This is a genomic window from Umezawaea beigongshangensis, from assembly GCF_016464305.1.
GTDB lineage: Bacteria > Actinomycetota > Actinomycetes > Mycobacteriales > Pseudonocardiaceae > Umezawaea_A > Umezawaea_A beigongshangensis.
Genome location: NZ_JAEIOJ010000003.1, coordinates 553953 through 573760 on the forward strand (window position 1 = coordinate 553953; position 19808 = coordinate 573760).

General features: G+C 74.6%; 16 protein-coding genes. 6 read left to right on the plus strand and 10 right to left on the minus strand.

Annotation, left to right across the window (positions count from 1 at the left end):
• Positions 1-74: 74 nt before the first annotated feature.
• The 3 genes from IMZ35_RS10835 to IMZ35_RS10845 all read right to left on the minus strand — a co-directional run bounded on the left by IMZ35_RS10835 (position 75) and on the right by IMZ35_RS10845 (position 4826).
• Complete coding sequence (locus IMZ35_RS10835; protein ID WP_199440835.1) at positions 75-2453, minus strand: Tex family protein; 2379 nt, start codon at positions 2451-2453, stop codon at positions 75-77.
• 142 nt (positions 2454-2595) lie between these two features.
• Entirely contained in the window at positions 2596-4053 is a 1458-nt protein-coding gene (locus IMZ35_RS10840) for an alpha/beta hydrolase (RefSeq protein WP_199440836.1), read from the minus strand.
• A gap of 56 nt (positions 4054-4109) precedes the next feature.
• The gene (locus tag IMZ35_RS10845; protein ID WP_199440837.1) at positions 4110-4826 is read right to left on the minus strand and encodes a MerR family transcriptional regulator; all 717 of its coding nucleotides are present in this window, start codon (positions 4824-4826) and stop codon (positions 4110-4112) included.
• A gap of 319 nt (positions 4827-5145) precedes the next feature.
• On the opposite strand from IMZ35_RS10845, the gene IMZ35_RS10850 reads away from it, so the two are divergent.
• On the plus strand, positions 5146-5973 hold the full coding sequence (locus IMZ35_RS10850) for an esterase/lipase family protein (RefSeq protein ID WP_199440838.1): 828 nt from the start codon (positions 5146-5148) through the stop codon (positions 5971-5973).
• 222 nt (positions 5974-6195) lie between these two features.
• Positions 6196-9429 carry a DUF6531 domain-containing protein gene (locus IMZ35_RS10855; protein ID WP_199440839.1) on the plus strand — a complete coding sequence of 1078 codons (3234 nt, stop codon included), beginning with the start codon at positions 6196-6198 and terminating at the stop codon, positions 9427-9429.
• Positions 9430-9836: 407 nt separating this feature from the next.
• On the opposite strand, the gene IMZ35_RS10860 is transcribed toward IMZ35_RS10855, so the two are convergent.
• The 6 genes from IMZ35_RS10860 to IMZ35_RS10885 form a co-directional block, all read right to left on the minus strand.
• Positions 9837-10484, minus strand: coding sequence for a hypothetical protein (locus IMZ35_RS10860; protein ID WP_199440840.1), 648 nt, complete (start codon positions 10482-10484; stop codon positions 9837-9839).
• Between the two features lie 214 nt (positions 10485-10698).
• Positions 10699-11364, minus strand: a complete 666-nt coding sequence (locus IMZ35_RS10865; protein ID WP_199440841.1) for a response regulator — start codon at positions 11362-11364, stop codon at positions 10699-10701.
• Positions 11334-12449, minus strand: a complete 1116-nt coding sequence (locus IMZ35_RS10870) for a hypothetical protein (protein WP_229371726.1) — start codon at positions 12447-12449, stop codon at positions 11334-11336. The genes IMZ35_RS10865 and IMZ35_RS10870 overlap by 31 nt, the downstream gene beginning before the upstream one ends.
• Positions 12446-13576, minus strand: a complete 1131-nt coding sequence (locus IMZ35_RS31710; RefSeq protein WP_199440842.1) for a sensor histidine kinase — start codon at positions 13574-13576, stop codon at positions 12446-12448. The genes IMZ35_RS10870 and IMZ35_RS31710 overlap by 4 nt, the downstream gene beginning before the upstream one ends.
• Positions 13577-13689: 113 nt before the next feature.
• Entirely contained in the window at positions 13690-14295 is a 606-nt protein-coding gene (locus IMZ35_RS10880; protein WP_199440843.1) for an MBL fold metallo-hydrolase, read from the minus strand.
• Positions 14295-15380, minus strand: coding sequence for an S-(hydroxymethyl)mycothiol dehydrogenase (locus tag IMZ35_RS10885; protein ID WP_199440844.1), 1086 nt, complete (start codon positions 15378-15380; stop codon positions 14295-14297). Before IMZ35_RS10885 ends, IMZ35_RS10880 begins: the two co-directional genes overlap by 1 nt.
• A 153-nt stretch (positions 15381-15533) precedes the next feature.
• On the opposite strand from IMZ35_RS10885, the gene idi reads away from it, so the two are divergent.
• The 4 genes from idi (at position 15534) to IMZ35_RS10905 (ending at position 17989) form a co-directional block, all read left to right on the plus strand.
• Complete coding sequence (idi, locus tag IMZ35_RS10890; RefSeq protein WP_307867913.1) at positions 15534-16109, plus strand: isopentenyl-diphosphate Delta-isomerase; 576 nt, start codon at positions 15534-15536, stop codon at positions 16107-16109.
• 100 nt (positions 16110-16209) lie between these two features.
• Positions 16210-16797 (plus strand): class I SAM-dependent methyltransferase, encoded by a 588-nt coding sequence (locus tag IMZ35_RS10895; RefSeq protein ID WP_199440846.1) that lies wholly within the window; start codon positions 16210-16212, stop codon positions 16795-16797.
• 89 nt (positions 16798-16886) lie between these two features.
• A complete protein-coding gene (locus IMZ35_RS10900; protein WP_307867914.1) occupies positions 16887-17603 on the plus strand; it encodes a DUF998 domain-containing protein in 717 nt (238 codons plus the stop codon).
• The gene (locus IMZ35_RS10905) at positions 17582-17989 is read left to right on the plus strand and encodes a type III secretion system chaperone family protein (protein ID WP_199440847.1); all 408 of its coding nucleotides are present in this window, start codon (positions 17582-17584) and stop codon (positions 17987-17989) included. Before IMZ35_RS10900 ends, IMZ35_RS10905 begins: the two co-directional genes overlap by 22 nt.
• A gap of 4 nt (positions 17990-17993) precedes the next feature.
• Here IMZ35_RS10905 and IMZ35_RS10910 read toward each other — a convergent pair whose 3' ends face one another.
• Positions 17994-19793: an AMP-dependent synthetase/ligase gene (locus IMZ35_RS10910; protein ID WP_199440848.1), complete on the minus strand. Its 1800-nt coding sequence runs from the start codon at positions 19791-19793 to the stop codon at positions 17994-17996.
• Positions 19794-19808 lie beyond the last annotated feature (15 nt).

Sequence of the window (19808 nt, forward strand, 5' to 3'; positions counted from 1 at the left end):
CCACGTCCCTTCGTCGCTCGCCCCGACCGGGGGCACGTTTCTCCCTCCGTACCCCCGGACGAGCGATGACAACCTCAGCTTCCCCGCAGACCCGCCCTGCGCAGGGCGTCGGCCATCGCGCCGCCGCCGAACCCGGACCCGGAGCCGCCGCCGGAACCGCCGGAGCGCCCGCCCGACCGCTGCGGCTGCTGACCCCGGCCACCCCGGTCGCCGCCACCGCCGCCTCGGCCGCCGCGCTCGCCCCCGCCGCCCCGGTTCTGCTTCGCGGGCTTGCCCGGCTCGTCCTGCAACCGCAGGGTCAGGCCGATGCGCTTGCGGTCGACGTCGACCTCCAGCACCTTCACCTTCACCACGTCGCCGGACTTCACGACGTCGCGCGGGTCCTTCACGAAGGTGTTCGACAACGCCGAGATGTGCACGAGACCGTCCTGGTGCACGCCGACGTCGACGAACGCGCCGAACGCGGCCACGTTCGTCACGACGCCCTCCAGCACCATGCCGGGCTCCAGGTCGCCGATCTTCTCGACGCCCTCGGCGAAGGTCGCCGTCGTGAACGCCGGACGCGGGTCGCGGCCCGGCTTCTCCAGCTCCTTGAGGATGTCGGTGACCGTGGGCAGGCCGACCGAGTCGTCGACGAACTCGGCGGGACGCAGCGAGCGCAGCACCGAGCTGTTGCCGATCAGCGACTCGACGCCCGTCCCCGCCCGCTCCAGGATGCGGTGCACGACCGGGTAGGACTCCGGGTGCACGCTGGAGGAGTCGAGCGGGTTCTCGCCGTCCCGGATGCGCAGGAAGCCCGCGCACTGCTCGAACGCCTTCGGACCGAGGCGCGGCACGTCCTTGAGCGCCCGGCGCGAGCGGAACGGGCCGTTCGCGTCGCGGTGCAGCACGATGTTCTCCGCGAGGCCGGTGCTGATGCCGGAGACGCGGGTCAGCAGCGGCGCGGAGGCGGTGTTGACGTCGACGCCGACGGCGTTCACGCAGTCCTCGACCACGGCGTCCAGCGACCGCGACAGCTTCGACTCCGACAGGTCGTGCTGGTACTGCCCCACGCCGATCGACTTCGGATCGATCTTCACCAGCTCGGCCAGCGGGTCCTGGAGGCGGCGGGCGATCGACACCGCGCCGCGGATCGACACGTCGAGGTCGGGCAGCTCCTGCGAGGCGAACGCCGACGCCGAGTAGACCGACGCCCCGGCCTCGGACACGACCGCCTTCGTCACCTTCAGCTCCGGGTGCCGCTTGATCAGGTCGGTGGCCAGCCGGTCGGTCTCGCGGGACGCGGTGCCGTTGCCGATGGCGATCAGCTCGACCGAGTGGGCCTTCGCGAGCCGCGCCAGCGTGGCGATCGACTCGTCCCAGCGGTTCGCCGGCACGTGCGGGTAGATCGTCTCGTGCGCGACGACCTTGCCGGTCGCGTCGACCACGGCGACCTTCACGCCGGTGCGGAAACCGGGGTCCAGGCCCATCGTCGCGCGGGTGCCGGCGGGAGCGGCGAGCAGCAGGTCGCGCAGGTTCGTGGCGAACACGCGCACCGCCTCGTCCTCCGCGGCCTGGCGCAGCCGCGAGCGCAGGTCGATGCCGAGGTGCACGAGGACGCGCGTGCGCCACGCCCAGCGGACGGTGTCGGAGAGCCAGCGGTCGGCCGGGCGGCCCAGGTCGGCCACGCCGAAGCGCTGCGCGATCCGCGTCTCGTAGGAGCTGGGGCCGTCCTCGGCGGTGTCGTCGGACTCCGGCTCCAGGACGAGGTCGAGCACCCCCTCCTTCTCGCCGCGGAACATCGCGAGCACGCGGTGCGAGGGCAGCGTGGTGAACGGCTCGGAGAAGTCGAAGTAGTCGGAGAACTTCGCGCCCTGCGCCTCCTCGCCCTGGCGGACCTTCGCCACCAGGCGGCCGCGCGACCACACGGTCTCGCGCAGCTCGCCGATGAGGTCGCCGTCCTCGCCGAAGCGCTCCACGAGGATCGCGCGGGCGCCCTGGAGCGCGGCGGCGGCGTCGGCGACGTCCCCGCCCGCGTCGACGAAGGTCTCCGCGAGCGCGCGGGGGTCCTGCGACGGGTCGGCCAGCAGCGTGTCCGCCAGCGGTTCGAGCCCGGCCTCGCGCGCGATCTGGGCCTTGGTGCGGCGCTTGGGCTTGAACGGCAGGTAGAGGTCCTCCAGCCGCGCCTTGGAGTCGGCGGCGCGGATCTGGGCCTCCAGGGCGTCGTCCAGCTTGCCCTGCGATCGGACCGAGTCGAGGACGGCGGTGCGCCGGTCCTCCAGCTCCCGCAGGTAGCCGAGGCGCTCCTCCAGCGTGCGGAGCTGCGCGTCGTCGAGCGTGCCGGTGGCCTCCTTGCGGTAGCGGGCGATGAACGGCACGGTCGCGCCGCCGTCGAGCAGCTCCACCGCCGCCGTCACCTGGTTCGCGCGCACACCGAGCTCGTCGGCGATCCTCTGGTCAATGGACGTCGTCACGGGCTGGCATTCTGCCGGTGGGGTCCGACGCTTCCGGACGGCGGGGGCACCGCATCACCTGATCGTGCGCGTGCGAACGGACGCGCCGCGCGGCGACCGACTTCCCCTGGTCGGTCGCCGCGCGGCGCGGTCCGCGGCCGGGCTACCCCTGCGCCCGGACCTCGGCGGCGCACGCGAGGTCGCGCGCAGGACGCGGCCCGCCGAGCAGGTAGTCCGTCACCCGGTCGTTCGCGCAGGTGTTCCCGCCCAGCACGTAGGCGCCGTGACCGCCCTGGTCGACGGTGACCATCGCCGCCCGGTCGCCGAACGCCCGGCGCAGGGTCCGCGCCCCGGCCAGTGGCGTGGCGGGGTCGCGCTCGTTCTGCACCATCAGCACGGTGCGCGGTCCCCGGTCGGAGATCCGCACCGGCGGCTCGACGGGGTCGGGCCAGAAGGCGCAGGGCTGGACGTTGGCCCCGGCCGCGCCGAACAGCGGGTAGCGGACGCGGTCGACGGCGACGTTGCGCTGGTAGGTCTCCACCGACGTGGGCCAGCGGGAGTCGGCGCAGATCACGTGCAGGCGGCTGGAGACCAGGTTCTCCAGGTCCACGCCGGGGAGTTCCGGCAGCTCCGGCAGCGGCACGTTCGTGTCGACCGCCCTCCAGATCGCGGCCAGCGTGCCGAACGCGGCGTCGCTGTAGGTGAAGACGAACGAGAGCATCCGGAACTGCGGACCGGTCAACCCCTGAACCGGTGCCTCGTCGAGGCGACCGGCGAGGTCGAAGTACTTCGCGCGCACCTGCTGCGGCGTGCTGCCCAGGCCGAGGTCGGGGCGGGCCGCCACCCACGTCGCGAAGTCGGGGAACCTGTCCTCCATTCCGCGGCCGTACCTGCGGTTGGCGTCGACGTCCCAGCCGCCGGCGCCGAGGTTGCTGTCGAGCACGACGCGGTCGGTGGTCCGCGGGAACAGCGTCGTGTACACCGCGCCCAGGTGGGTGCCGTAGGAGTAGCCGAGGAACGACGCCGTGCGCTCACCCAGCGCGGCGCGGACCCTGTCCAGGTCGCGGGCGGTGTTCGCGGTGCTGATGTGCGGCAGCATCCAGGCCGTCGAGGACGCGGCGCACTGCTGCGCGATCTTCTTCGTCTCCTCGGCCCACTCCCGCACGTCGGCGGGCGTCACGGCGTACGGCGGGACGCTGCCCGCGGCCTGCTGCTCCTCCGTCAGGTCGCACGTCACCGGTGTGCTGTGGCCGATCCCGCGCCCGTCGACGCCGATCACGTCGTAGGCGTCGAGCACGCTCTGCGGCAGGCCGAAGGCCTTCAGCTCGGCCGGGAACATCAGGCCGGGGCTCGGTCCACCGGGGTTGGTCAGCAGGACGCCCCGGCGCTTCTCCGGGTTCGTGCTGGCCAGGCGCGAGATCGTCAGCTCGATCGTGCGTCCCTCCGGTTCGGCGTGGTCCAGCGGCACCTCGACGGTCGCGCACTCCAGGTCCGGCGCGGTGACGGCCTGCGGGCACCCGCCCCACGTCACGGTGCCGACCGGCGCCGGAGCAGCCGAGGAGACCCCCGGCACCACCAGCGCCACCACCGCGGCCACGACCGCGGACGTCGTCCTTCGCACGTGCGAACACCTCCTGGTGGCGTGACACGGCACGCCCTGGTCGACAGATGGGAGAACTAGCTGTTCAGACGGACGAGAACGTCGATCTGAGCGGTGTTGTAGAGCTCGGCGACGACCTCGCCGATCGTGCGCCCGGCGAGCGCTTCGCCCCGCGGCGCACCGGCCAGCACGCTGGTCGCGTCCGGGAAGATCCCGCGCAACCTCTCCACGACCGGGAGCTCGCGCATCCGGTCGGCCAGGTGTTGCCGGGTCCGCTCGTCCGCGTCGGCGGGCAGGTCGTCGAACTCGGCCTCCACCGGGTCCTGCTCGTACCCCCGCAGCGCCTCGGCGTACGCGGACAGCTTCTCCGGCGCGATCAGCCGTGCCAGCACCACGGCGAACGAGCGGTCCGCCGTGGACGGTGTCGCGTCGGCGATCACCCGCGCCACGTCCGGCGGCAGGGCGATCAGCACCTCCTGGTCCAGGACCAGGGCGAGTTCGGCCCGCACCCCCTGGAGGTGTTCGACGGTCGCGGCCAGTTCGGCGTCCAGCTCGCGCAACGCTTCACGGGGGTGGTCGTCGACGTCGCCCAGCTCCGCGACCTGCGCCAGCGACAGCCCGAGACCGGTCAGGCGCTTGACGTGCAGCACCCGGACGAGGTGGGGCACGCCGTAGCTCTTGTAGCCGTTGGCCCGGCGCTCGGGCTCCGCGAGCAGGCCCACCTCGTGGTAGTGCCGGATCGTGCGCAGCGTGGTGCCGGCGAGCTCCGCGAGCTGCCTGGTGCTCCACCCCACGACGTGTCCCCCTCCGGTCTCCGCGACGTGGTCCCGACGCCGACGACACCCAGTGAAAACCATGCCGCTGCGGCACGGTCAAGCTCGGCGGCGGGACTTCAGACGAAGGAACGATCCCGGAGTCCACCTTCGTCGCGACCCGTCCGCCGGGCCGAGCCGGCAGGAGCTGACGACGGGGGCGGTGTCGCTGGTCGTGCCGGACCGCGCGTTCCCCGGCCGGACCCCGGCCCCGATCGAGACGTGACGGTGCTGGCGGTGTGATCGATTCTGAAACACACTGGCAGCGCCGCACGCTCGACGCCGAGCCGGGGAGGTACCCGTGCCCAGGACTACGGACCACGTTTCCGCACCACCCGAGCCCGAGCCGAGAACCTCTCCGCTGCACCTGGTCACCGGGCGGCCTCCGGGGTGGCTGTGGTGCCTCACCGAGCCCACGCGCTGCGTGGTGGACCTGGGGCAGTTCGCGATGTCGCGGTCGCTGCTGCGCGGTGCGCCCAGCGGCGACGGGCACCCCGTGCTCGTCCTGCCCGGCCTGCTCGCCGGTGACAGCGCGACCGCGCCGCTGCGCCGGTTCCTCGCCGGGCTCGGCTACGACGTGCACGGCTGGCGGCTCGGGGCGAACCTCGGTCCCACCGCGCCGGTCGTGCGCGGCGTGCGCACGCTGCTGCGCGAGCTGACCGACGCGCGCGGCGGCCCGATCAGCCTCGTCGGCTGGAGCCTGGGCGGCATCTTCGCCCGCGAGCTGGCCCGCGAGGCGCCGGAGCTGGTGCGCCAGGTGATCACGCTGGGCAGCCCGTACGCGATGACCGACCTGCGGCAGACCCGCGCCAAGGAGGTCTACCAGCTGCTCACCCGGTTCTTCCGGCACGACGTGGAGCACCCGCTGCCCGAGCGGGCGCGGCACCCGGTCCCGGTGCCCGCCACCTCGCTGTACTCGCGCACGGACGGCATCGTGGCGTGGGAGACGTGCGTCGAGGAGCCGGGACCGCTGCGGGAGAACGTCGCCGTGGCCAGCAGCCACCTGGGTTTCGGCTGCAACACCTCCGTCATGTGGGTCGTCGCCGACCGCCTCGCGCAGCCGGTGGGCGCGTGGGCGCCGTTCCGCCCGCCGCCCGGCCTCGTCCGGATGTACCCGAAGGCGGCCTGACCTCCCGCGCAGCGAGACGAGGGGAGTCGTTCGCTCCCGCGGTGCTGCCCGTGGACGCGTCACCCCCGTCGATCCGCCGCTTCCCGGCGCGCGGCGGTCGTACGGTGCGGGGACCGGTGGCTCGCGGGCCCCGGCACCGCCCCGGGCGCGGACGGACGCGCTCGGACAGCCGGTGGAACGCGGTCGGACGCGTCGGGGGACGCGCCAGCGAGGGGAACGACGATGGGGATCGAGACGACCAGCACGGCGGGCAGCCGCGCGGCCGGCACCGGGGCGCAGCCGTCGGGACCGCCGAGCTGCGGACGCGTGGTCGGGCCGCGCGAGCGCGTCGCGGTCGGCGAGGGCGAGCACCGCGGCGCGCACCTGGTCGACGTCGCCACCGGTGACGTCGTGCTGTCGCAGACCGACGTGGAGGTGCGGGGGACGCTCGCGCTCCTGGTCCGCCGCACGCACGTGTCCTCCTACCGCCACGGGCGCTGCTTCGGCCCGTCGTGGGCGTCGACCCTGGACACGCGGCTGGAGCTGAGCGACGGGCGCGCGCACTGCTTCTGGCCGGACGGGCTGGTGCTGGACCACCCGCTGCCGGTGCCCGGCTCCTCCTCGCTGCCCCTGCGCGGTCCGCGCTGGCCGCTGTTCGCCGACGAGGACGGCGCCCTGCGCGTGGTGCACGCGCCCACCGGGCACACCCTCCACTTCGGACGCCCCGACGACGCGGAACGGCCGGTCGACGCCGTGCTGCCGCTGCTGGCGGTCACCGACCGCGGCGGTCAGCGCGTCGACGTGGAGCGCGACGACGCGGGCGCTCCGGTCGCGCTGCGCCACTCCAGCGGCACCGCGATCGGGATCAGCACCGCGCGCGGCCGGGTCACCGGCCTGCGCGTGCTGACGGCCCGCTCCGGCGTCGCCGTGCCGGTCGCCCCGCTGGTGACCTACCGCTACGACGCGCGGGGGCACCTCGGCGAGGTGGTCGACTCCACGGGCGAGTCGACGTTCTTCGAGCACGACCGGGCGGGCCGGCTGCGCGGCTGGCGCGACCGCGTCGGCACGTGGTGCCGCTTCGTCCACGACTCCGCGGGGCGCTGCGTGCGCGTCCTCGGCCCCGGCGGGAACCTCGACGCGCGGTTCGACCACGGCGAGCGCTCCGCCGACGGCGGGCGGACCACCACGCGCACCGACGCGCGCGGCCACACCACCGAGTTCCACCTCAACGCCGCTGGCCAGGTGGTCCGCGAGGTCGACCCGCTGGGCAACGCCACCGAGTTCGCCCGGGACCGCCACGACCGGCTGCTGTCGGTCACCGACGCCCTCGGCCACACCACCCGCCACCGCTACGACCGGTGCGGCGACCTGGTCTCCACCACCCACCCCGACGGGACCGTGCGGCGCTGGGTCCGCGACGCCGCGGGCCGGCTGGCGCGGTTCGTCGACGAGACCGGCGCGGCGTGGCGGTACGAGATCGACGACCGCGGCCACCTCGTCGCCCTCGTCGACCCGCTGGGAGCGCGCACCGTGCAGACCTTCGACGAGACCGGGGCGCTGGCGTCGCGGACGGACCCGCTGGGGGCCACGACCTACTGGGTGAACGACCGCGCGGGACTGCCCGTCGCGGTGATCGACCCGCTGGGCGGCACCACCCGCTGCGTCCGGGACGTCTTCGGCAGGCCGATCTCGGTGACCGACCCGGTCGGCGGGGTCCACCGGTTCCGCTGGTCCCCCGAGGGCGCGCTGCTGGAGGCCACCGGGCCGGACGGAGCGCGGGAGAGCTGGACCGTCGACGCGGAGGGCCACCGGCGGCGCCACGTCGACGCGATGGGCCGCACCACCCACTACGACGTCGGGCACTTCGGGCTGCTGCTCGGCGAGACCGCGCCGGACGGCGCCCACCGCGAGCACGAGTACGACCGCACCCTGCGCCGGATCTCGACCACCGACGAGCGGGGCCTCGTGCACAGCCGCGAGCACGACGCGGCGGGCAGCCTCGTGCGGGAGGTCGACGGCGACGAGCGGGTGCTGACGCACGTCCGCGACGCGGCGGGACGGGTCGTCGAGCGCACCGACGGGACCGGTGTCACCACCGTGCTCACCAGGGACCCGCGCGGCCGGGTGATCCGCACCCGGTGCGGCGACGAGGTCACCGAGTTCCACCGCGACGCAGCCGGGCGCCTCGTGCGGGCTCGCACCGCGGACGTCGAACTGGTGATCACCAGGGACGCGGTGGGCCGCGTGCTCACCGAGACCGTCGACGGCCGCACCACCACCTCCGAGTACGACGCGGCCGGGCGGCGGGTGCTGCGCCGCACGCCGACGGGCGTGGAGAGCCGCTGGGAGTACGACGCGGCCGGGCGTCCCGCGGTGCTGCGCACACCGGGCCGGGTGGTCGAGTTCCGCCACGACGCGGCGGGCCGCGAGGTCGAGCGCCGCTGCGGCGACTCCGTGGTGACGACCACCTGGGACGCGGCTCACCGCCCGCGCACCCGCACCCTCGTGGCGGGGACCCCCGGCCTGGTGGTGCAGCACAAGGCGTGGGTCTACCGCCTCGACGGCGTGCTGCTGGCGGAGGAGGACGCGCTGTCCGGGGCGCGCACCCTGGACCTGGACGCCGCTGGCCGCGTGCTCGCCGTGCAGGGCGAGGGCTGGTCCGAGCTGTACCACCACGACGCGGCCGGTGAGGTGGTGCTGGCGAGCTGGCCCGCGCCGCAGACCGACGCGATCGGCGGTCGCGAGCTGCACGGGACGCTCGTGCGGCGCGCGGGCAACGTCCACCAGGTCCACGACGGCCACGGGCGCGTGGTGCGGCGGCAGCACGTCGCGCCGTTCGGCGCCACCGGGACGTGGCTCTACTCGTGGGGGCCGGGCGACCGCCTGGTCGGCGTGGTCACCCCGGACGGGCAGCGCTGGCGCTACCGCTACGACCCGCTGGGCCGGCGGGTGGCGAAGCTGCTGGTGGACCGCGACGACACGTCCGTGCTGCACCAGGTGGACTTCGCCTGGGACGGCGACCGGATCGCCGAGCAGGTGCACCGCAACAGCAGGGCGACGGTGTGGGACTGGGACCCGCGCACGGGCTGCGCGGTGGCCCAGTCGGAGTGGACGACCCTCGCCGGTGGGAGCCGGTGGCTGCGGCAGCGGAACTGGACGGTGGTCACCGACGTGACCGGCACGCCGACCGAGCTGGTGGACGAGTCCGGAGCCGTCGCGTGGCACTCCCGGTGGACGGCGTGGGGAGCGCCGTTGCAGCAGCGCTTCGGCGACGCGTGGACACCGCTGCGGGCACCGGGCTGGTACTGCGACCCGGAGACCCGCGCGCACCACGGCCTCGCGGGGGTGCACGACCCGCTGACCGGAGGTCCGCTGGCGATCGGCGCGGTCCACCCGTCCCCGGTGCGCGCGCTGCCCGGCTGGACGGACCCCCTCGGCGCGGTGTGCGGCGCGGGAGTGGTCGAGTTCGGCCGGTGACCGGGTTCCTGAGGCCGGAGACCGCCGGTCGGGTGGCGACGCTCCGGCGAGTTCCCGACGCCGCGAGCGCCGCGCGCGCCGCGCGCGACAGCGCCGCCGTGCACGCGGGGGAGCGACCCCGGACGAGCCGACCGTCGCGGCGATCACCGGCTTCTGCGTCGGCGGGGGTGCGAGATCGCCCTCGCGTGCGACCTGCGGGTGGCCGCCGACGACCTCACCTCGACCGAGCGGCCCGCCGTCTTCTGACCAGGGGGAGCAGATCGACGAGAAGGCCCACTCCCCGAAAGCTCAACTCACCACGCCCGAAAGCTCAACTCACCACGCCCGAACGCTCAACTCGCGCCGGGGTGGGAAAGGACCGGACCAGAGCGCCCGCACCGCCGTCTCCGGAGGAGCGGCGATCGGATTCAGCGCTTCCAGAGGACCGGGGAGTCGTCGTAGTCGCCGCCCTTGCCGAAGGTCGCGCCCGTTACGGCCGACGCGTCGCGCGCGCCCTGGAGCACGCAGGTCTCGTACGTCTCACCGGCCGCGGTGAAGCTCTTCGGCGCGCTCTCCGACTCGCACTTCGGGGTGTCGCCGGTGATGATCACGCCGGTGCCGCGGCCGTCGCTGCCGACCGCGCGCAGGCTCACCGAGCTGTAGGCCAGGTCGTCGCCGCCGACGTTCTCCACGGTCACCCGGACGTAGATCGGCACGATGCCGGCGGCCTTCTCGCCGAACGCGGCGAGGTCGGCGTTGTCGCCCGCCTCGATCGCGGTGACGGTCACGGCGATCGTCCCGGACTTGTCGGTGCCGTACTCGAACGGCACGACCGCGCGGTCGCCGACCGACAGCTCCGTGCCGGGCGGGGTCGTGTCACCGGTCGCGGCCGGGGCGCTCTTCGAGGAGGAGGCCGCGGAGGAGGCGGTGGACGACGACGGCGTGCTCGACTTCTCGGCGGCCGTCGACCCGCTCGCCGGCGCGGAGGTGCCCGCGACGTCCTCGCTGCCGCAGGCGGACAGCAGGACGGCGGTCACGCCGGAGAGGACGAGCAGGGTGCTGCGCGAGTGCTTCACGGAACTCCTCGGTAGATCTCACCGGAGGGCTTTCCGGTGACGACGGGGCACGGGCGGCGGCGCGGTGGGGGTCGGTGGCGGTCGCGGCCACGACCACGTGGCCGTGCCGCCCTGCGAACTCCGCTCCCACCCCCGGCGGGAACCGCGCCCGCGTCCTGGACGCTAGCCGCGACCGGTGCCGGGCGGTGTGGGTCGTTCGCACCACACCCGCCGCTCACAGGTCGTGGGCGGCGACCAGCCCGTCCTGGATGGCGCGGGCCACGAGCGCGGCCTTCGTCGGGGCGTCGCGGCCGATCTGGGCGTACTTGACGCGGATGCGTTCGAGGTGGGAGTTGACGGTGGTCGGCGCGATGCCGAGGCGGTGCGCGACGAAGTCCTTCGACTCGGACTGGAACCACTCGACGAGCACCTCGACCTCCCGCGCCGACAGCGCGGGCCGCTGGTCGGAGCGGTCGCCCGCGAGCGCCCCGGCCAGCGACGGCGGGGTGTGGGGCCGGTCGTGACCGGCCGCGCGCACGGCCTCCACGAGGTGGTCCTCGCCCTCGGCCTTCGTCAGGTAGCACAGCGCGCCCAGTTCGAGGCACTGCAACGCGGTGGCGTCGTCGGCGCGCATCGAGTAGACCACCACGCGCCGACCTGCCGCGGCCAGCCTGCGCAGGTCGCCCAGTGCCGGGGTCGGTCCGCCCAGGTGCAGGTCCAGGACGACGACGTCCGCGTCGGCGCCCTCCCCGAGCCACGCGACCCGCACGTCCTCGCCGCTCGCGACGACCCGGATCGGCGGGTCGGCCGAGGACAGCCAGTGCGCGACCCCGGCGCGGACCGCCGGGTGGTCGTCCACGACCACCGCCGTCAGTCCTGCGCCGTCCGGTGGGAACGCCATCTCGCCTCCGTCCACGTCTGCTGCCCGTGCGCGTGGCACGTGACCTCGACCTCGGGTGACCCGGCCGGTCGCGGGCCGGGACCTTCCGCGTCGCAGACCACGGCGACCCGCACCTCCTCCTCGGTGCGCAGCACGCTGACCCTCGCACGGGACCGCGCGCGGGCCAGCGCCGCCACCACCGGGCCGGTCAGCTCGCGGCGCACCGCCGTCGGCACCGGCACCGCGTCCCCGCTGACCGCCAGCGACACCGACAGCCCCCAGCGCTCGGCCGCGTCCACGCACGCGGACACCTCGTGCACCAGCGGGTCCGGCACCTCGTCGTTCTCGGCGAACAACCGGCGCAGCTGCGCGGCGACGACCGCGCACCGGTGCCGGACGTCGTCCTCGCGCGGGTCGAGGGTCCGGTCCGCCAGCCCGGCCAGCAGCGGCAGGGTCGCCCCGAGCTGACCGGCGAACCTGGCGCGCTGGTCGAGCTGCCGCTGCTCGGCCAGCGCCGCGCCGGTGACCAGCCGGTCCCGTTGTGCGGCCAGCTCGTCGGCCTGGCCCGCCCTGCGGTGCAGCACGCGGGCGATGGCCACCGCCGCGAGCTGGAAGGTCGTCACGCCGAGCACGACGATCCCCGCGCCGCCCACCGCGGCGCGATCGGACGGACCGGTCGCCACGACGTGCCCGACGGTCATCGCGACGTGCGTCGCGAGAGCCGCGCCGAACAGGGGGAGCCGGTCGAGCAGCAGCAGCATCAGGTGCCAGCCGATCAGGCCGAACGACCAGTCCGGCGTGCTGAACTGCCCACCGGGCGGCAGCGCCAGGGTGGCCGCGGCGGAGGCGAGGAGCACCACCGCGGTGCCGGGCGCGACGACCACCGGAGGCAGCGGTCGCCCGCGCAGGACCGGGACCGCGCTGACCGCGGTCACCAGCGCGAGCGCGGCGAACGCCGCGTCGGCGGCCCACGCCGGGCGGTACTCGCCGTGGTGGGTGATCAGCGGCGCCGAGCTCAGCCCGATCTGGAGGGCGGCCACGACGGCGAGCAGCGCGACGCGCACGATGACGGACATCCGGCCCGCCGCGGTGCTCTCCCCGCTCATCCGGGCCACACCAGCCGCACCGTCGTGCCGCGGCCCGGCTCCGAGGTCACGGTGGCGCTGCCGCCCACGGCAGCCACGCGCTCCACCACCGAGTCCCGGATCCCGCGCCGGTGCCGGGGCACGTCGGCCGGGGCGAAACCGGAACCGGTGTCGGTCAGGGTCACCACCACGCCGCCGTCGCGCGCCTCGACGCCGAGCCGCACCGCGCACGTCCCCGCGTGCCGCTCGACGTTGGTCAGCGCCTCGCGCACCGCGCGCACCAGCGCGAGCACGACCGAGGCGGGGAGCGGCGGAACCGGCTCCCACCGCGCGTCGACCGGCAGCCCGCTCTGCCCGAGCAGGGCGCGCAACGACTCCCCGGCGTCGACGAGGCCGTCCTGCGCGCCCTGCGACGAACCGGTGAGCACGGCCAGGTCGCGGCGCGCGTACTCGGCGACCTCGGCCGGATCGGCGGCCCGGCCGTGCGCCGCCACCACCAGGAACGTCGCGGACGCGGTGTCGTGCAGCAGGGCCAGGTACTCGCGCTCCTGCCTGCGGCGCGCGCGCAGCAGCAGCTCCTCGCGCTCCAGCGCGGCCCGCCGCTCGCGCAGCGCGTCCACCTCGCGGGTCGTCCGCAGCAGCAGCGCGAAGACCAGCCGCGCCAGCACGCACTCCACCAGCACCCGCGCGGTCGTGAACACGGCCTGCTCGGCGTCGATCGGCAGCAGGTCCACGAGCAGCAGTCCCGCGGTGACCGGCACGGTGACGGCGGGCGGCCACTCCCACTGGAGGGTGAGCGCGGTGACGGTCAGGGCGTTGACCGCCCACTGGTTCGGCTCACCGGGTTCCGGCGCCGTCCACGTCCCGGCCGCGCAGATCACCGCCGTCCGCGCCACCACGAGCGCGAGGGTGGTCCGCGCGCCGAGGCCGGTCCTCGCCGTGCGCAGCTCGGCCACCGCGACGACCGCGGTGAACCCGAGCAGCGCGAAGCCCAGCGGCAGCGCCCCGGACGGCGTGGCCAGCACCCCGAAGACCCCGATCAGGCACAGGACGGCCCCGCGCGCCCGCCCGGCGAACCGGCCGACGGCGCCGAGGAACTCCGCCTCGACCCGGCCGGGGACCGGCCCGCTACCCGAGACCGGGGGCACCGCGTCCGCCCGCCGTCGTGGCGGGCCGGTCGCACCGGGCGTCGCAGCCGGTGCGACCGGGACGTTCCGCCGCGGCCGACATCCACGGCATCGTAGGCGACGGCCCCGGCCCGTCAGACGTTCGCGGCCTCCGCGGCGATCGTCGTGCTGTCGCCGTGACCGGTGTGCACGACCGTCTCCGGCGGCAGCGTCAGCAGCCGCGACCGGATGGACGCCACGATCGTCGGGTGGTCGGAGTGGGAGCGGCCCGTCGCGCCGGGACCGCCCTGGAACAGGGTGTCGCCGGTGAACACCACGCCCAGCTCGGGGACGTGGAAGCACACCGCGCCCGGCGCGTGGCCCGGCGTGTGGATCACGTGCACCTCCGTGCCGCCCACCGCGACGACCTGACCGTCGGACAGGTCGCCGTCGGGCGCCCGGTCCGGGTGCGTCAGGTCCCACAGCACGCGGTCGGCCGGGTGCAGCCACACCGGCGCCCCGGTCGCCGCGGCCAGCGCGGGGGCCACCCGCACGTGGTCGTCGTGCGCGTGGGTGGCCAGGACCGCGACGACCCTCCTGCCGTCCACCACCCGCAGGATCGCGTCCACGTCGTGCGGGGCGTCGATCACCGCGCACTCCTCGGCGTCGCCGATCACCCAGACGTTGTTGTCCACGTCGAAGGTCTGGCCGTCCAGCGAGAACGTGCCCGACGTGGTGGCGTGGTCGATCCGCGCCGCCATCAGAGCACCACCACCGAGCGCAGCACGTCACCGGAGCGCATCCTGTCGAACGCCGCCTCGACGCCGTCCAGGGCGATCTCCTCGGTGACGAACGCGTCGAGGTCGAAGCGTCCCTGGCGGTAGAGGTCGACCAGCACCGGGAAGTCGCGGCCGGGCAGGCAGTCGCCGTACCAGGAGGACTTGAGCGAACCGCCGCGGCTGAAGAGGTCGATCAGCGGGATCTCCAGCGTCATCTCCGGCGTGGGCACGCCGACCAGGACGACGGTCCCGGCCAGGTCGCGCGCGTAGAACGCCTGCTTCCACGTCTCGGGGCGGCCCACCGCGTCGATCACCACGTCCGCGCCGAACCCGCCGGTCAGCTCCCTGATCGCCTCCACGACGTCGCCCTCGCGGGCGTCCACCACGTGCGTCGCCCCGAAGCCCCGCGCCCACTCCAGCTTCCGCGGGTCGGTGTCCACGGCGATGATCGTCCCGGCGCCCGCGAGCCGCGCGCCCGCCACCGCGCCGTCGCCCACGCCGCCGCAGCCGATCACCGCGACCGAGTCGCCGCGGGTGACCCCGCCGGTGTTGACGGCAGCGCCGACCCCGGCCATGACACCGCAGCCGAGCAGGCCCACCGCCGCGGCCCGCGCCTGCGGGTCGACCTTCGTGCACTGCCCGGCGTGGACGAGGGTCTTCTCCGCGAACGCGCCGATGCCCAGGGCGGGGGAGAGCGCCGTGCCGTCGGTCAGCGTCATCGGCTGTGCCGCGTTGTGGGTGTCGAAGCAGTACCAGGGCCTGCCGCGCTCGCAGGCGCGGCACCGCCCGCACACCGCGCGCCAGTTCAGCACCACGAAGTCGCCGGGCTCGACGGACGTGACGCCCTCGCCGACCCGCTCCACGACACCGGCGGCCTCGTGGCCGAGCAGGAACGGGAACTCGTCGTTGATGCCGCCCTCGCGGTAGTGCAGGTCGGTGTGGCACACCCCGCACGCCTGCACGCGCACCACGGCCTCGTCGGGGCCGGGGTCCGGGACCACGATCGTCGTCATCTCGACCGGGCGGCCCTTCCCGCGCGCGATCACGCCCTGAACTTCCTGCGACACGACGCCACACCTCCACGTTGGGCTGTCATGCGTGGTTGCGCATGCAAGCGGGAACCTACCTCTCGGCAGCGCTCCGACGCCGGGTGACACGACGGCGCCGACCCCGGTCGTGCGATGGTGTCTCGACGGAGATCTTCTGACGAGAGGTGCGGTGTGGAGCGCGTTCTCCTTCTCGACGAGTCCGGCAACGCCGTGGGTACGCAGGACAAGGCGGCGGTGCACCACGCCGACACGCCCCTGCACCTGGCGTTCTCCTGCTACGTGTTCGACGCCGGCGGACGGCTGCTCGTCACCCGCAGAGCGCTGCACAAGAAGACGTGGCCCGGCGTGTGGACCAACAGCTGCTGCGGGCACCCGCTGCCGGACGAGCGCTTGGAGGAGGCGGTGCGCCGCCGCCTCGACGACGAGCTGGGCCTGACCGGGGTGGGCCGCCTGAACCTCGCGCTGCCCGCCTTCCGCTACCGGGCGGTGATGGACAACGGCGTGGTGGAGAACGAGATGTGCCCGGTGTTCTTCACGTTCTCCGACGGCGGGTTCGCGCCCAACCCGGAGGAGGTCGACTCGGGGGAGTGGGTGCCGTGGGCCGAGTTCTCCGCGGGCGTGCTGGACGGCACCCGCGAGATCTCGCCCTGGGCGGCGCTGCAGATCCCCGCCCTGGTGGCGCTGGGTCCCGACCCGCGCGACTGGCCGGTGGCGTCCCCGGAGTCCCTCCCGCCCGCCGCCCGCTGACGCCGGCGCCGGGGCCGCCTCGGCGGAGACGGCCCCGGCGTCGCTCCCGGCTCTACAACCACTACAGCTTCAGTGTTGAGTGAAAGGAACGCTCGGGTCCGTGGCCTTCGACCACGGCAGCGCCTATCACCGGCTGGTGCTGCGGCAGGTGCCAGCCGGTGCGCGGACGGCGCTCGACGTGGGGTGCGGGACCGGGGCGCTGGCGGGGAAGCTCGCGCGGCGCGGGCTCGACGTGGAGGCGCTGGACGTCTCCGCGGACGTGCTCGCGCGTGCTCGGCCGCACCCCGGCGTCCGCTACCGGTGCGCGGACGTCACCACCGCGGACCTCGGCCGCCACGACGTGATCACCTGCCTGGCGAGCCTGCACCACGTGCCGTTCGAGACCGTCTCCCGGCTGCGGGACGCGCTCGCGCCGGGCGGTGTGCTGATCGTCCTGGGCTGCCCGGCAGGGCCCGCGCCGGTCGATCTCGTGGCCGTGCCGGTCAACGCGGTCGTGCGGGTCGCCGTGGCGCTGGGGGAGCGGATCACCGGGCGCGAGCTGCACGAGCCGATGACGGCGCCGGTGACGCCGCCGGAGATGACGCTCGCGCAGGTCCGGCGGCGTGCTGCGGAACTGCTGCCCGGCTCGCGGGTGCGCCGCCTGCTGCTGTGGCGCTACCTCCTCGTCGCCGGGGCGGGGCGTCCCTGAGAAGTTCCTGTCGATCGGCCGGGTGCGGAATCGGGGTGGGAGGGGTGTCGTTGGTGGGGTGAACCCCCGCCCCGGACACGAGGAGCACGGTGCTGATCGACGACGCGACCCCGCACGCGAGTGCCGCTCACCCCGGTGTCCGCGCCCTGGCGCTGTCCGGGGCGCTGGCGGTCGTCGTGACGGTGGTGATGATCGGTGCGATGGACCTGCGGCAGGCCACCGAGTCGGTGACGCTGCTGCGCCGCACGATCAGCCAGTACGCGCTCGGGCCGCAGCGGTGGGTCTTCGACTCGGCGGTGCTGCTGCTGGCGGCGGGCAGCGCGGCGATCCTGGCGGCGCTGGTGCACCGGGGACTGGCGCGGTGGCGCTCGGGGGGCGCGGTGGCGCTGCTGCTGTGGTCGCTGGGGCTCGTGGTCGTGGTGCTGTTCCCGAAGAACGACTGGTCGCGCGGGGGCGACGAGATCAGTGGCCACGTCCACCGGTTCGGCAGCCTGCTGGCGTTCGTCAGCCTGCCGGTCGCGGCGCTGCTGCTGGCGCGCCCGTGGCTGCGGGACGCCGTGTGGGGCGTGCACGCGCGGTGGTCGTTCGGGCTCGGCGCGGCCTCGGTCGTGGCGTTCTCGCCGCTGCTGCTCGCGATCGTGCGCTCGGCCGTGGGAGGGACGCCCTGGTGGCGACTGGTCCCGCTCGGTTACGTGGAGCGAGCACTGGTGCTCGTCGAGGTGATGGCGGTGCTGGCGATCGGGGTGTGGGCGGTGGCGGCCTGTGCACGCCCTAAGGTGAGTTCGTGGCCACCTGGGACGATCTGACGGCATACGTCCGCAGCGAGTACGACGTCATCCGCGAGGAGGGCGACGAGCTGCGCATCCTCTTCACCTTCGACCACCTGAACGAGGAGGACGCGCGTTCGCAGGTCGTGATCATCGTGCGCGAGGTGCTCGACGCGAAGCACGAGTGGGTGCAGATCGCGTCGCCGTGCGGGCTGGCGGCGAATGTCGACCTGCTGGCGCTGCTCACCGAGATCGGTCACTCGACCGTGGCGTGCGGTGCCGCGGTCATGGGCGATCACGTGGTGCTGCGGCACTCCCTCCCGCTGGAGAACCTGGACATCAACGAGTTCGTCGACCCGCTGGCGCTGCTCGCGGGCACCGCGGACACCATCGAGGAGCAGTTCTTCGGCGGCGACGGCTACTGAGGCGTCAGGCGTGCTCGACGGTGGCGTAGAAGCTGTCGAGCAGTGCGCGGTGGCGCTGTTCCACGGCGCGGCGGCGCAGCTTCATGCTGGGTGTGAGGTCGCCGGACTCCACGGTGAACTCCTCGGCGAGGATCGCGAAGTCCTTGACGGTCTCGTGCCGCGCCAGCCGCGCGTTGACGCCGTCGACGGCCTCGCGCACCAGCGCGCGCATCTCCGGGTGGCCGCTCACCTCGCCGGGGGGCACGCCCCGCTCCCGCGCCCACGCGGCGCTGATGTCGGGGTCCAGCGTGACGAGGGCGACGCAGAAGTTGCGGCGGTCGCCGTGCACGAGCACGTTGCTCACGTAGGGGCAGGCGGCCTTGACCAGGCCCTCGACGTGGGTGGGCGCGACGTACTTGCCGCCGGAGGTCTTGATCAGCTCCTTCTTGCGGTCGGTGATGCGCAGCCGCCCGCGCTCGTCCAGCTCGCCGATGTCGCCGGTGTGCAGCCAGCCGTCGACGACGGTGCGGGCGGTCTCCTCGGGGAGTCCGTGGTAGCCCCGCATGACCCCGGCGCTGCGGATGAGCACCTCGCCGTCCTCGGCGATCCGCACCCGCGTGCCGGGCACGGGCTGCCCGACGGTGCCGAGCGCGGCCTCGCCCGGCCTGGTGATGAAGCTGGCCGCCGAGCTCTCGGTGAGCCCGTAGCCCTCCAGGATCGCGATGCCCGCGCCGTCGAAGAACTGCGCGACCTCGTGGGGCAGCGGTGCGGAGCCGGACACGAAGTACCTGATGCGTCCGCCGAGGCGGGCGCGCAGCTTCGCGAAGACCAGCCGGTCGGCGACGGCGTGCTGCACGCGCAGCGCCGGTGACGGCCGGCGGCCCTCCTGGCGGGCGCGGCTGGTCCGCGCGCCGACCCGGCGGGCCCAGCGGAACAGGGCGAGCTTCACGCCGCCGTCGGCCCGCACGGTGGCCACGACCGTGTTGTGGATCTTCTCGAAGATGCGCGGCGCGGCGGCGACGATCGTGGGCCGCAGTTCGGCCATGTTCGCCGCGATGCGCTCCACCGCGCCGTCCACGGCCGTGGCCATGCCGGTCGAGATCATCTCGATCTCCAGGACCTTGCCCATGGCGTGCGACAGCGGCAGCCACAGGAAGTGCACGTCGTCCTCGTGCAGCACGGCCAGCTCGCGCAGGGCGCGCGCCGGGTACAGCCAGTTGGCGTGGGTGAGCTCCACGCCCTTGGGACGGCCGGTGGTGCCGGAGGTGTAGATGAGCGTGGCGAGGTGGTCGGGCCGCACGGCGTCGACCCGCCGCTCGTGCTCGTCGGGGTCGCGCTCGCGTCCCAGTTCGGCGAGGCGGCGCAGCGGCAGGACGGTGTCGTCGGCGGGGTCGGGCTCGCCCTCGACCTGCACGACGTGGCGCACCTCGGGGGTGTGCTCGCGCACCGATCGCAGCTTGGCGACCTGCTCGGCGTTCTCGGCGAAGACGACGACGCTGCCGGAGTCGCGCAGGACGTAGGCGCACTCGTCGGCGGTCGTCGTGGGGTACACGGAGGTGACGGCGGCGCCCGCGTCGAGGGCGGCCATGTCGGCGGCGATCCACTCGTAGCGGGTTCCGGAGAGGATCGCGACCCGTTCCCGCGGGGCCACGCCGAGGGCGATCAGGCCGAGCGACAGCTCCCGCACCAGGTCGCCGAAGCGTGCCCACGACAGCGAGGTCCAGCCGTCGCCGTCGCGGTAGCGCATCGCCTCGCGGTCGGGGGTGGCGCCGATCCGGCGGCGGAGGAGGTCGGGGATGGTCGGGGCATCGGTGATCTCGGCCATGAGCGCTCCCGTGGT

Bases quoted from the DNA above. Each gene is read 5' to 3' on its own strand.
- IMZ35_RS10855 (WP_199440839.1), top strand. From the start codon at position 6,196: ATGGGGATCGAGACGACCAGCACGGCGGGCAGCCGCGCGGCCGGCACC.
- IMZ35_RS10865 (WP_199440841.1), bottom strand. From the start codon at position 11,364: ATGGCGTTCCCACCGGACGGCGCAGGACTGACGGCGGTGGTCGTGGAC.
- IMZ35_RS10870 (WP_229371726.1), bottom strand. From the start codon at position 12,449: ATGAGCGGGGAGAGCACCGCGGCGGGCCGGATGTCCGTCATCGTGCGC.
- IMZ35_RS10880 (WP_199440843.1), bottom strand. From the start codon at position 14,295: ATGGCGGCGCGGATCGACCACGCCACCACGTCGGGCACGTTCTCGCTG.
- IMZ35_RS10910 (WP_199440848.1), bottom strand. From the start codon at position 19,793: ATGGCCGAGATCACCGATGCCCCGACCATCCCCGACCTCCTCCGCCGC.